The organism is Bosea sp. (in: a-proteobacteria) (assembly GCA_023910605.1).
Lineage (GTDB): Bacteria > Pseudomonadota > Alphaproteobacteria > Rhizobiales > Beijerinckiaceae > Allobosea.
The window spans coordinates 1,177,515-1,189,477 of record JAAVVV010000001.1 but is presented as its reverse complement, the minus strand read 5'-3'; the positions used below and the strand labels follow the sequence as shown (position 1 = coordinate 1,189,477).

The 11,963-nt window shown below is 68.6% G+C and carries 11 protein-coding genes; 5 read left to right on the top strand and 6 right to left on the bottom strand.

Translation table 11 applies throughout. The features are described 5' to 3' along the window. Positions 1 to 106 precede the first annotated feature (106 nt). Entirely contained in the window at positions 107 to 868 is a 762-nt protein-coding gene (locus HEQ16_05925; GenBank protein ID MCO4053585.1) for a L,D-transpeptidase, read from the top strand. 153 nt (positions 869 to 1,021) lie between these two features. Here HEQ16_05925 and HEQ16_05920 read toward each other — a convergent pair whose 3' ends face one another. Together HEQ16_05920 and HEQ16_05915 are read right to left on the bottom strand one after the other, a co-directional pair. Then, positions 1,022 to 1,675: a DUF2076 domain-containing protein gene (locus HEQ16_05920; GenBank protein ID MCO4053584.1), complete on the bottom strand. Its 654-nt coding sequence runs from the start codon at positions 1,673 to 1,675 to the stop codon at positions 1,022 to 1,024. 245 nt (positions 1,676 to 1,920) lie between these two features. Beyond that, positions 1,921 to 2,508, bottom strand: coding sequence for a hypothetical protein (locus HEQ16_05915; protein MCO4053583.1), 588 nt, complete (start codon positions 2,506 to 2,508; stop codon positions 1,921 to 1,923). Between the two features lie 400 nt (positions 2,509 to 2,908). Here HEQ16_05915 and HEQ16_05910 point away from each other — a divergent pair, with 400 nt between their 5' ends. Genes HEQ16_05910 through HEQ16_05900 form a run of 3 tightly spaced genes read left to right on the top strand, consistent with a single transcriptional unit; the run spans position 2,909 to position 6,514 of the window. Beyond that, the gene (locus tag HEQ16_05910; GenBank protein ID MCO4053582.1) at positions 2,909 to 5,164 is read left to right on the top strand and encodes a PBP1A family penicillin-binding protein; all 2,256 of its coding nucleotides are present in this window, start codon (positions 2,909 to 2,911) and stop codon (positions 5,162 to 5,164) included. A 50-nt stretch (positions 5,165 to 5,214) separates the two neighbouring features. After that, the gene (locus tag HEQ16_05905) at positions 5,215 to 5,859 is read left to right on the top strand and encodes a DUF1214 domain-containing protein (GenBank protein ID MCO4053581.1); all 645 of its coding nucleotides are present in this window, start codon (positions 5,215 to 5,217) and stop codon (positions 5,857 to 5,859) included. A gap of 10 nt (positions 5,860 to 5,869) precedes the next feature. Further along, the gene (locus HEQ16_05900; protein ID MCO4053580.1) at positions 5,870 to 6,514 is read left to right on the top strand and encodes a hypothetical protein; all 645 of its coding nucleotides are present in this window, start codon (positions 5,870 to 5,872) and stop codon (positions 6,512 to 6,514) included. A gap of 31 nt (positions 6,515 to 6,545) precedes the next feature. Here the strand turns inward: HEQ16_05900 and HEQ16_05895 are convergent, their stop codons facing one another. Beyond that, on the bottom strand, positions 6,546 to 7,325 hold the full coding sequence (locus HEQ16_05895; GenBank protein MCO4053579.1) for a hypothetical protein: 780 nt from the start codon (positions 7,323 to 7,325) through the stop codon (positions 6,546 to 6,548). Between the two features lie 401 nt (positions 7,326 to 7,726). Here HEQ16_05895 and HEQ16_05890 point away from each other — a divergent pair, with 401 nt between their 5' ends. Further along, positions 7,727 to 8,845 (top strand): hypothetical protein, encoded by a 1,119-nt coding sequence (locus tag HEQ16_05890; protein MCO4053578.1) that lies wholly within the window; start codon positions 7,727 to 7,729, stop codon positions 8,843 to 8,845. A 7-nt stretch (positions 8,846 to 8,852) separates the two neighbouring features. On the opposite strand, the gene HEQ16_05885 is transcribed toward HEQ16_05890, so the two are convergent. The 3 genes from HEQ16_05885 to HEQ16_05875 all read right to left on the bottom strand — a co-directional run bounded on the left by HEQ16_05885 (position 8,853) and on the right by HEQ16_05875 (position 11,725). After that, entirely contained in the window at positions 8,853 to 9,173 is a 321-nt protein-coding gene (locus HEQ16_05885) for a DUF1491 family protein (protein MCO4053577.1), read from the bottom strand. Between the two features lie 40 nt (positions 9,174 to 9,213). After that, on the bottom strand, positions 9,214 to 9,939 hold the full coding sequence (locus HEQ16_05880; protein ID MCO4053576.1) for a peptidoglycan-binding protein: 726 nt from the start codon (positions 9,937 to 9,939) through the stop codon (positions 9,214 to 9,216). 82 nt (positions 9,940 to 10,021) lie between these two features. Then, positions 10,022 to 11,725, bottom strand: a complete 1,704-nt coding sequence (locus HEQ16_05875) for a PAS domain-containing sensor histidine kinase (GenBank protein ID MCO4053575.1) — start codon at positions 11,723 to 11,725, stop codon at positions 10,022 to 10,024. Positions 11,726 to 11,963 lie beyond the last annotated feature (238 nt).

Sequence of the window (11,963 nt, the reverse complement as noted above, 5' to 3'; positions counted from 1 at the left end):
CTGTCGTGTTGAGTTCAGAGTGTCACACATGCGTTGCGTATCGCGTTTCGTCCTTGCGCTGGCTGCGTTCGGCCTGCCCGGTCAGGCCCTCGCACAGGCCTTCTTCATGGATCCCGCGCAGCCCCCGCGTGCAGCGCGGGCCGCCCATGCACCGCTGCACACCGGCTCGGTTCCACAGGCGCCAGCCGGGCGCCAGCCGGGCGCCTATGGCGGCGGCTTCATCGAACTGCTGATGACCGGACGCGATCCTACGCCGGGCACATACTACCGCGCCCAGCCCGAGCCGCGCCGGCCCGTCGCCGCGCGGCCGGAGCCGTCCCACCAGACCGACCCATTCACGGGTGAGCCCGTGGCCCGGCTGTCCCGGCAGATGGCCGGCATCCAGCCGCGCGCCGAAATCGACCGGCCGATCGAGCGCATGCTCTCCCCGCGCTTCCAAAAGCAGGAGGTGGCCTATGACGGGCCGCACCGCCCGGGCACCGTCGTGATCGACACACCCAACAAGTTCCTGTTCCTCGTTCTCGAGAATGGCCGCGCGCTGCGCTACGGCATAGGCGTCGGGCGGCCGGGCTTCGAATGGGCAGGTGTGAAGAGCATCACCCGCAAGGCGGAATGGCCCGACTGGCGGCCGCCTGCGCAGATGCTCAAGCGCCGGCCCGATCTGCCACGTTTCATGGCGGGGGGGCCCGACAACCCGATGGGCGCGCGGGCCATGTATCTGGGCTCGTCGCTATACCGGATTCACGGCACGAACGAGCCGCACACGATCGGCCAGGCCGTCTCCTCGGGCTGCATCCGCATGACCAATGACGACGTCACCGATCTCTACAACCGCGTGCGCGTCGGGATGCGTGTGATCGTGATCTGATCGTCGACTCGCGCTTCCGGCTCGCCGTGCGCCCGCGCGCCTTTGCGGATCGCGCGGGCCGTCATCGCTCTCTCCGGCCCGCACACCCTGACCCGCCCGCCGCCAAGGGGGGGGTCGTGGCTTCTGGCCAGGATTCGTCTGAACCCGGCTGATTCAGGCCCAGTCGCCGCCGTCGGAGCCGCCGCCATCGTCGAAGGCGCCCGGGTCCTCATAAGAGGCAGGCTCGGCTTGCGGTTCGGCGCCCGCCTCGCTTGCCGCAGGGGCTGCCGCGGTCGAGTCCGCCGCAGCCGCCTTGTCGCCCTGCAAGGCGTTCATCAGCACATTGCCGAGCACCATGCCGCCCGCCACGCCAGCGGCCGTGGTCATGGCCGTGGCAAGAAAGCCGCCGCCGGGCCGCTGGCCCCATGGCCCGGCCTGCGGCTGCGCACCAGCCGGGCCGGCATCCTGAGGCGGGCCGGGGCGGGCCGCCATCATGCCGGCCGGCATCGCGCCCGGCAGCGCGCGGCGCTGCGGCGGCGGTGAAGGCTGCGCGCCGCCGCCGAACAGACCCGACAGGAACCCGCCCTGAGCCTGAGGCTGGCTGCGCAGATCCTCGACCTCCTGCTGGAGCTGTTCGATGCGGGCCTGCAGGTTGAGCAGGGCCTGCTCCTGGACATGGACGGCCTGCGCCATCGCATAGGGCGCATAGGGCTGAGCTGCGAGCCGCTCGGCGATGAGGCGCTCGGCCTCCGGATCGCGCGGCTGATTGGAAACCTGCTTGAGCCGATCGAAAATCCCGGCGATTACGTCGCGTTCCTGCGGCGTCATCGTCTCTCTCCTCTTGTTGTCGCGGCGGGGGGCCGCACCCTTGAGAGGTGGGCCCTGCCCCGGCCCTGCGCAAGGCTTCGCCCGAAGGCTGCGATACGCGCCGCCGGCTCAAGGCCCGGAAAGGGAGGCATACGGGGCGCATGCCGGCGAAAAAAAGCCAGGCCCCGCACGAAGGCGGGAAGACGAAAAAAGCCCCGGCGCGAAGGCCGGGGCAAGGAAAACCGTGGTACGACTGCGTTCGAAGATCAGTAACTCCTGACTGGCGCCCAGGCCTTGGAGCCCGGGTGCACCATGACCTGGCGGTGGCGTGTCCGATAGACTGGCGGCACGACGTCGTATTCGATCGTCGGCGGACGGACCATGACGGCGCGCGAGCGCTCGGCATGAATGGCGGGGATGGTCTCATGAACGAGCCGGGCGTCCCGCACCCTCACATGGCGGTGGCGCGTGGCATACTGCGCGGGGACATCGACCCAGCAGCCGACCTTCTCGCCGAACATGTTGACTGAAACCTGCCAGACCTTGCGGGCCGGGGCGATCATCACGGTCTCGGCCTCGACGGCGTATCTGGCAGGAACATGGTGCGCCACCGTGCGCGCCGGACGGATGGTCACGGTTTCGGTGACCGTCTCGAACTGGGCGGGCACATGCCGGGCAACGCGCTGCGGCGGCCGGACCATGACCTCTTCCGCAACATGCCTGAAGGCTGGCGGGGTCTCGACGAGCTTGTAGCAATGGGCGCCATGGCAGGGCGTGCCGGCCTGCGCCGATGCTGCGCCCAGAACCAGCGCGCCGAGCGCGATCAGCGACATTGAGGCGAAGGCATGTTTCATCTTGAACTCCGATCGATCCGCCAGGCTGCTGCCGTTACGTCGGCGCCGCTTTAATGCTGCTGGACTTTCTCTGTTGTTGCTCTTTCAATTTCAAGATTAATATCTGAACACGGTAAAATTAACCAACTCTACGGGCGTTAACAAGCAAAATTAATTCATCCAACATATCGAACAATAAAATTTTATCGAATTTTTATTTCATATTCACAGCGGAACCCCGAACGCTGCGCCGCCGTTGTTTGGGCCGTGAGCTTCGTTGGCTGCTGCTGGCCTGCTCCGTGCAATCTGGCCGCCATGATGGCGACGAGGGCGCGATTGCGTCCCACGTTGAGACACGGTTTAAGAAACGTTGATCCGGAAGCATGCATTTCGGGATCAGAACAGGATCAGGAACGAGGGCGTGGAATTCCAGCGCAAGACCCTCTGGAGCCGGTTCAAGCGTCTGGCGCTCGGCGCCGACGCAGCGCTCGACTCCGCGCTCCATGAAGCGGCCCGGAGGGCAGCAGACCGGCATGAACGCTTCCGGTCCATGATGGGCGTCTTCGCGGTTTCGGGGGGGCGCCGGTTCGTCGTCGAGTTCGCGAGCGAGGGGCTGGCCGTCGGTTTGGCCGGGCTCTTGCTCCTCACGGCCATGGCGCATTCCGCATTGCGCGACGCCGATGAGGATTTCGTGCGGCGCCAGCCCCTCGCCGTCACCTTCCTCGATCGCTACGGCTCGGAAATCGGCAAGCGGGGCATCCGGCAGGATGACTCGGTCCGGCTGGAGCACCTCCCCGACCATCTCGTCAAGGCGGCCCTCGCGACCGAGGACCGGCGCTTTTATGAGCATGTCGGCATCGATCCGATCGGGCTGGTGCGCGCGCTCAGCGTGAACGCCCGCGCCTCGGGGGTTGTGCAGGGCGGCTCGACGATCACCCAGCAACTCGCCAAGAACCTGTTTCTCAACAATGAGCGATCGCTCGACCGCAAGATCAAGGAAGCCTTCCTCGCCGTCTGGCTCGAGCAGCGGCTCAGCAAGAACGAGATCCTCAAGCTTTATCTCGACCGCGCCTATATGGGTGGCGGCGCCTTCGGCGTGGGTGCGGCTGCCGAATATTATTTCGGCAAGTCGGTGAAGGACGTGACGCTGGCCGAGTCGGCCATGCTGGCCGGCCTGTTCAAGGCGCCGACCCGCTTCGCGCCGCATGTGAACCTGCCTGCCGCGCGGGCACGGGCCCTGGACGTGCTGTCCAACATGGTCGAGGCCGGCTTTCTCACTGCCGGCCAGGTGGACAGCGCGCGGCGCAATCCGGCAACGCCCGTCGACCGGGCACGCGGCTCGTCGCCCGACTATTATCTCGACTGGGCCTTCGCCGATGTGGCGCAAATGGCGGGAACCGGCGCCTTCGGCACGGATCGGGTGCTGATCGTGAAGACGCAGCATGATCCGGCCATCCAGGCCAAGGCGGACCAGGTCGTGGAGCAGATCCTGCGCCAGCATGGCCCCGACTACAGCGCCACCCAGGCCGCGACCGTGACCATGGATGTCGATGGCGGCGTGCGCGCCATGGTGGGCGGGCGCGACTATGGCGCCAGCCAGTTCAACCGCGCCACCGATGCGGCGCGCCAGCCCGGCTCGTCCTTCAAGCCCTTCGTCTACACCGCCGCCATGACGCAGGGCCTGTTCAAGCCCAATTCGATCGTGACGGATGCGCCCGTCTGCATCGGCAACTGGTGCCCCAACAATTACGGCCGGTCCTATGCGGGATCGATGCCGCTGACCGTGGCCATGGCCAAATCGATCAACACCATCCCGGTCCGCATGTCGATCCAGATGGGACGGGCGATGGGCGAGATGCATGAAGGCCGCGCCGCAGCGCTCGGCCGCCGCCGCATCATCGATACGTCGCGGCGCATGGGCCTTGTCTCCACGCCGCTGACCGACAGCGTGGCTTTGCCCATCGGCGCCGCCGAGGTCACGGTCCTCGACATGACGGCCGGCTATGCCACCCTTGCCAGCGGCGGGCGCCAGACCCGGCCCCATGCCGCGATCGAGGTGTTCTCCTCCAACGGCACGCCCATATGGCGCCGTGACCGCGATGCGCCACGCCCCGAGCAGGCCATCGCCACGGGCGTTGCTCAGGACATGAACTTCATCCTGTCGAAGGTGCCCACCGAAGGCACGGGCCGGCGCGCGGCGCTTGACGGGGTCGTGTCGGCCGGCAAGACCGGCACCACCAACGGCTACAAGGATGCGTGGTATGTCGGCTACACCGGCAACCTTGTCACCGGCGTCTGGTTTGGCAATGACGATTCCAGTGAGACGAACAACATGACGGGCGGCTCGCTGCCGGCCATGACCTTCAAGGAAATCATGAACTTCGCCCATGCCGGGTTGGAGCTCAAACCCATTCCGGGCGTGATCACCACACAGCCCGACCCGCGCGCGAGCACGGTTGCGGGTGCGCCCGGGGCCCAGCCCAGCGACCAGTTGCAGCAGCTCAGGGCAGGACATCTCTCGCGCCGCTCCTTTGAGGTGATCACCCGCGTCGAGGACATGTTCCGTTCGGTGCAGCCGGGCGGCGGCGTTGACATCTCGGCGGCCGGCGGGCCCCAGCCTGGCTTCCGCGAGGCCTCGACGAGCCCGCGCGGGGGCCGCATCGCCGAGGTGCGCTGATGGCAGAGGCGCGGTGATGGCAGAGGCGCGGTGATGGCAGGGGCGCGGTGATGGCCGGGAGCACCCGCAAGGCGCCGCTCGTGCTGCCGTGGCGCGACCGGTCCGGAACCGCGCGGCCCGACATGAAGACGCGCCATCTGGCGCTGCTCGTCTTCGGGGCGCTTGCAGCCGGCATGGGCTCGGTCTGGGCGCTGCTGGGCGAGCGCCCGCCGCTCGGAGCCGCCAGCATCGGGCCATGGGAGAGCTTCCCGCGCATGGGGGCGAGCGATGTCGACCCTTATGGCCGCGCCATCCTGGCGCGCGGACCACACCTGCCGCTTGCCGCCGGCGAGGGCGTGCAGTTCAGCGCACGGGTGGACAATGCGGGAGACGCGCTGAGCAGTGCCTGCGACTATCGCCTGACCGGCGCCACCCTGCCCTCGCGCGGCTGGACCATGACCGTGGCGGATCGCGGCGGACGCGCCCTTCTGGCGAACCAGGCGGCGGCGATCAGCGATGCAGACATCGTCACCGATGAAGGCGGGCGCGTGACGGTTTCGCTGTCGGCCCGGGTGCAGCCCGGCGTCTGGCTGCAGACGCCCGATCGGGGTCGTTACACGCTGATCCTGCGGTTCTACGACACGCCAGCCTCGGCAAGCGTGGCGCAGCTCAACAAGGCGGCGCTGCCCGCCATCGAGAGGCTGGGCTGCCCATGAGCGGCGCGTCATGAGCACAGCCGATTCCGATCGCGCGGCCGCAATTGCCACACCTCCTCGCGAGCCGCCCAGGCCGCCGCTTCAGGGACAGGCGCTGCGGAGCGCCGGGCTGCGCCTCGTGCACCGGCTGGCCCTGTTCGTGGCGCTTGCAGGCATCGCGCACCTGCTCACCGTGCTGCTGATCCCGCGCTATGCGCAGCGCGATGCGGCCTCGGTCTTCGCGGCGGCCGGCGAAACCGGACGGGCGGACCTGATCGCCGCTTCCGCCGATCCTGATGCTGGCATCCGCGACGCCGACCCGCTCACCGCCATGGCCGCATGCGGCTTCGACCTTGAGGACGGCCCGTTCAGGATCACGGCGCGGACCGGACCTACACCGCTGTCGATCTCGCTCCATCTGCACGGCGGCGGGGTGTTCTATGCCGTGACCGACCGCGCGGCGCTGCGCGGGGTGATCGAGTTCGTGGTGCTCGACCGCAGCCAGTATGACCGCCGCGTCGCAGCCGACGATGACGGCGAGGCGCAGCGGGAACTCAGGGTGATCGCGCCGGCGCGCCAGGGCATCGTGGTGGCCCGCGCGCTGGTGCGCCAGCCTTCGGACCGGCCTCTGGCGGAAGCGCTGGTGAAGCTGATGGCCTGCGGCGCAGCAGGTTGAGCCACTGCCGCCGCTTCGTTCGGCGCTCGGCTCAATCCTTGAGGATCACGGTCGCGCCGGCGCGGTAACCATGCCCTGCAAGGGCTTCAAGCAGTTTGGCCTCGGCCTCGAGCGCGAGGATGGCGCGCTCGGCCATGACCGCCTCGCTGGAGGGCAGCTCCACCACGAGATTGTCAAGCGCATGGCGGTAATTCGCGAGGCGATAGCGCAGCCGCTCGCGCACCCAGGCCACGATGCCTTCATTCTCCGCGACACGCGCTGCCGCGTTCTCGGGCGTCGGCGGCTCGATGGCCGGCGACAGGGAGACGGTGCGCATGCGGATCTTGTCGGCGACGGCGACGCGTTGCGCGATCTTCCGGAAGGGCGCGATCAACGCCATGTCGGCGACCGCATCCTCGGCGAGGCGCCTGTAGCGCGAGTGCTCGGAGCGGAAGGACCCACTCAGCAGCGCCGCGCCATAGCGGTCGGGCGAGAGCGTCTGCCAGGCCACCGGGATGATGCGGGTGCGTGCCAGTTCCTGGACGTTCTTGTGGAACCAGGAGCGCTCATGGGCTGGCATGATGAAGCGCCAGGCCCGCCTGCGCAGCTCTTCCTCGTCATCGGTCAGGTGGAAGGACGAGACCTGCTCGCCCCGGGCAGAGGCGGCATAGGAGCCGATGGCCGGCATGATGGCATCGTTCCAGATGGAAGGACGCGCCCGGCCCAGATCGCCGACATCGGATGCACAGCCCGCAAGCCCGAGACCGAGGCCAAGCACGGCGATAAGCGCTGCGGCCGGCGGCATAGCCCGGAGCGCGGGTGCGAAACTCACACCCGCTTGCGGCGGCGTTGCGGCCTATCGCTCCCTGGACGGGCGACGCGGGCGTCCGGGGGCACGCCGGCAGCCTCGTCATGCCGTTCATATCTGACGCCGAGGAACAGGATGATCCGCCCTCCCGGCCCGTTGATGTCGCGTGCGGGCCGAGGCGATCGGTTATCCGGCTTCGGCCACGGGATCACCTGACCCATGACGTTCTCCTTGAAGGAAAGCGGACGCTGAAGTGACGCTTCTGGCTCACCAAGGATCGGACAACCGCGTCAATTGCGCGCGATGGCCACCTTGCCGACGACTCACATTCCAACCGCATCAGGCCCGCCGATGGTTAACGGACCGCTAATGCTTTCGTTCTAACCTGCGGACAACAGATCAAAGTCAAAGCGTTGCGTCAAAACATGCCGACCGGACACGATAGCAAATCGCCCTTCGACGAACTGGCCCTCCAGGCCAGCGCCAGCTCGCCCGGGCTGGCCCGCGCCACGCTCAAGGTGCAGGTCGAGCTTTTCCTGCACCAGCCGCCCGCCGAAACTGACAACGAGCCTTTCCTGTCTCTGGCTTTGACGCTCCTGCCCATGGTGGATGAGCGAACGGCGAGGGAGCTGGCGATGCGGCTGGCCGGGCGGGACGAGGCTCCCGCCGCGCTGATCGACGCGCTCTATGCCCGTGGCGGCGGCGTCGCCGAGGCGATCATCGAGGGCGCGATCCGGCTGAAGCCCGCCATCCGGCGCGATGCCGCCGCGCACACCGATCCGAGGCTTGCCGCAAAGCTGGCGGTGCGGCCGGACCTCGAGGACATGGACCAGCTCGAATTGCTGGGCCGCAACGAGCCGGCCGTGTCTCTGGCGCTGGCGCAGAACCATGCCATCTCGCTGCAACGGGCCGTTGCGTCCGGGCTGGTGACGGCCGCCCGCAGCGATCAGCTGCTGGCGCAGGCCCTTCTGGAGCGCACGGATGTCGACATCGTGGAGCTGAGCCCGCTCTATCCCTTCGCCAGCGCCGAGCAGCGGCTGCTGATGCGCGAGGCGATCGGACGACGCATCGTGGAGCGCAGCATTGAGCCGCCCCATCGCGAAGCCAACCTCGATGAGCTGGCGCGCCTGATGGACGTGTCGCTCGAGGGCATCGCGGCCCTTGTCACGGAGATCGCGACGATCACCGAGCGGGACGCGGCCTTCGTGGCCGCCGCTACGAGCGACCCCGCACGGGAGATCGTGGGGCTCGCGCTCCTCGCGCTCGCGATAAGGCCCGAGGACGCCACCCGCATGATCCTGCGCACGGGCGACGCTGTGGCGCAGGATTCGCAGGCCATCCACAGCGTGGTGTGGATGCTCCGCGGCACATCGCGCGCCACTGCCGACATGATCCTCGCCGCCTGCTGGCCGCATGGCGCCTGGCGCACCGGCCAGCATGTTCCGGCCATGGCGCCCGGCGGCAACACATCGCGCCCGCCAGCCGTGGCGACGCGCAAGCCCGGCGCAACGAAGCTTGTCGACCGCATCCGCCGCGTGAAGTGATGCAGCCTCAGAGCCCGGCCTCGCCAGAGCGGTCCTCGACCTCGACGAGCCACAAATCGCTGTCGAAACGGATTTCGCGCGCCATGCGATCCTCCACCGCGAGAGGATCGGCCTCCAGCACCAGCTCGAAGCGGCGCTCGCCATCCCCTTGCGCGAGATCGGGCGGGGCAGGCGCGAACAGGCGCGCGGCGCCGTCCAGCCTGTCGACCTTGATGAAGATGGCCCCGGCCTCGGCCGCGCCACGGCGGCGCAGCATGGCGACGACGCCAGCAGCGGCGCGCTGGCGCAGATAGGCCGATACCCAGAAATCGCTGCGCAGACGCGCCAAGCCGTGCTCCGTGATGCGGCCCCGCCCCGGTAGAGCCTCATCACTCCATGCGGATACCGCTCGCCGCCGTCAACTCGCGCAGCGTGCGTGGGCTCAACTCACGGGTGACCGGGATGCGGCGCTCGCGCTCGAAGCGCTCGATCGCGGCCCTGGTCTCCTCGCCGAACACGCCATCGGCCTTCACCGGCCCCGCGCCGACGCGGTTGAGCGCACGCTGAGCGGCCAGGACGGGCCGGGCCTCAGGCGCAGCCGCGCCGCCAGCCTGCGCCCCTGCGCCGGCGCCGATCTGGCCGGACCGGATGAGATCGCCGATGGGATCGCGCGCGGCAACCTCGCGCGAGGCATCGGCGACCGGCCGGCCAGCCAAGGGCGCGGCAGAGGGCGCGGCAGAGGGCGTGGCAGAAGGCGTGGCAGAAGGCGTGGCAGAAGGCTGAGGGCGCTGGGGCGCCTGAAGCTCTGCCGGGCGCACCGGCGGGGCCGGAAGAGCGGCGACGGCCGCGGGCGCGTCGGGCCGCGCCGGCTGTGCGGCGGAAACATTGATGAAGCTGCGCGTATTGGCCTCGCGCTGGAAGGCCAGCGCATTGAACAGGATCAGCCCCGCCGCAATGGCAAAGGCGCAGTGGGCGAGCGTCGTGCCAGGCCGCGCGCGCAGCTTGCGGCGGAACCAGAGCAGCGGCGCGAAGGCGGCGCCTGCGGGCTGCGCGCGCCGGGCGGGACCCGAGACGTGATGGACGTGATGCGAGCGGGCGGCAAGGGTCATGGACATGCGGAACTCATCTGGAAACAGGCGCTTCCGGTTGCAGGCACAGGCCTGACGCCGGCAAGAGCTATGGTGTGGGGCCGGGCTTTCACGCGCTGAGCCGCGACGCAACAGGAGCGTCCGCCCCGTGGCCCTCGGCTCCATCGAGCGACGGGCGGCGCGCGCGGATGCGCGTCATGATGCTGACCGGCTCGCAGCCCTTGTTCGCCCCGAGGCCGGCAATGGGCAGCCGGAAGGCGACGCGCGTGCCGGCGCCGGGCGCGCTCTCGATCATCATCGAGCCGCCCATGAGGCCGAGCAGGCCTCGCACCACCGACAGGCCAAGGCCCGTGCCCTCATGCAGCCGGTCATAGTTCCCGCTTGCCTGGAAGAAGGGCGCTCCGAGCTTGCCGAGATCGCTTTCCGCGATGCCGCAGCCATTATCGGTGACCGTGAACTCGACATGATCGCGGTCGCGCACGACGGTGACGGAGACTTCGCCGCCGGCGGGCGTGAACTTGACAGCGTTCGACATGAGGTTGAGCATGACCTGCTTGAGCGCGCGGCGATCGGCGATGATGTCGGGCAGCTCCGGCGCGATCGCCTCGGTGAGCGCGACAGCCTTTTTCGCAGCCCGCACGGCGAGGATCTCCTGGCTCGACTGGATGATGCGGGCGGGCTCCACCCGCTCCTGGTCCAGGGTCATCATGCCGCTCTCGATCTTCGACATGTCGAGGATGGCGTTCACGACCTCAAGCAGATGCTGGCCGGAGCTGTTGATGATGCGGGCATATTCATCGCGGCGCGGGTCATCCTGCGGCACGATGGCCGGCTGGGTGAGCAGCTCCGAAAAGCCGATGATGGCGTTGAGCGGGGTGCGCAGCTCATGGCTCATCGTGGCGAGAAACTGGGCCTTGCTGGTGGCTATGCGCTCGGCGTCCCGGCGGGCCAGCTCGCGCCGCTCGTCGGCGGCATGGCGCTCGGTCACGTCGCGCAGGGCGATCACCACGGCATCCTCGCCGCCATATGGCCCGGCAGGGCGCGCCGACATCTCGAACAGGCGCGTGCCATGCTTCGGTTCCGGCCCGACCGCGAGGCGGATCATTGCCTGGCCCTGGCCCGGACCACTGCGCGCATCGGAGAGCGCCTTGAGGTAGGCGGGCCTGTCGCCGATGTTGATCCGCTCGAAGAGCAGGCTTTCGGCGAAGACGCGCCAGTCAAGGCCGAGATGGGCATGGGCTGCGGCGTTGGCGAAGGAGAATTGCCCGCTCGCCTCGCGCCAGAGCACGATGTCGCCGACCGTGTCGAGCGCGACTGTGGCGCGGGCCTCCGAGCGCATCTGGGAATGCGCATGGCGCTCGCCGCGGTTGACGAAGATCCAGGCCATTGCCAGCGCATAGGCGACCAGGACCGAGGACACCAAACCCGATGACAGCAGCGCCCTGGGCTCCACCACGGGCGCACCGGCGATGACGGCCAGTGCGGCAATGGCGCTGACGATGGCGCCGGCAAGCGCCCGGCGCGAGCCGGATATGGCGGTGTCCAGCAGCACGATGGAGAGCAGCGGCAGCGCATGGGACGAAAGGCCGCCCGACTGGACGGCGAGGGCGGCGATGGCCCCGCTCAGCAACACGGAGGATAGGTGATGGGCCCGGTCCAGCTCTCCCGTGCGGGAGAGGAAGACCACCGGCGCCAGCAACAGCAGGACGGAGAAGAGCAGGGTCAGCTCGAACAGGGCAGGCGCGTCGCGCAGCAGGAGATAGACCGGCATGACGCCGCAGGCGATGCTGACGCACACGATGCGTGCCGCCATGAAACGCACATGCGCTTCAGCCGCGCGGCGGTCCCGACGGGCATCCGGATGGACGAGCCTGTCGTGAACTGTGCCCAGGGCTTCGGTGAACCATCCTGACTGCAATACGCCGCTCCCGGAGCGACCTTCACCGGCCACCCGCTTCTTGTGAGCTGCATCCTCGCTGGCTCTCTTTAAGCGAAAGCTAAGGCCGGCGGGCCCATTGGCACGAAAATTCCTTCGAGGGACGAATTAACCA

Bases quoted from the DNA above. Each gene is read 5' to 3' on its own strand.
- HEQ16_05925 (MCO4053585.1), top strand. From the start codon at position 107: ATGGATCCCGCGCAGCCCCCGCGTGCAGCGCGGGCCGCCCATGCACCG.
- HEQ16_05920 (MCO4053584.1), bottom strand. From the start codon at position 1,675: ATGACGCCGCAGGAACGCGACGTAATCGCCGGGATTTTCGATCGGCTC.
- HEQ16_05915 (MCO4053583.1), bottom strand. From the start codon at position 2,508: ATGAAACATGCCTTCGCCTCAATGTCGCTGATCGCGCTCGGCGCGCTG.
- HEQ16_05905 (MCO4053581.1), top strand. From the start codon at position 5,215: ATGGCCGGGAGCACCCGCAAGGCGCCGCTCGTGCTGCCGTGGCGCGAC.
- HEQ16_05900 (MCO4053580.1), top strand. From the start codon at position 5,870: ATGAGCACAGCCGATTCCGATCGCGCGGCCGCAATTGCCACACCTCCT.
- HEQ16_05890 (MCO4053578.1), top strand. From the start codon at position 7,727: ATGCCGACCGGACACGATAGCAAATCGCCCTTCGACGAACTGGCCCTC.
- HEQ16_05880 (MCO4053576.1), bottom strand. From the start codon at position 9,939: ATGTCCATGACCCTTGCCGCCCGCTCGCATCACGTCCATCACGTCTCG.
- HEQ16_05875 (MCO4053575.1), bottom strand. From the start codon at position 11,725: ATGGCGGCACGCATCGTGTGCGTCAGCATCGCCTGCGGCGTCATGCCG.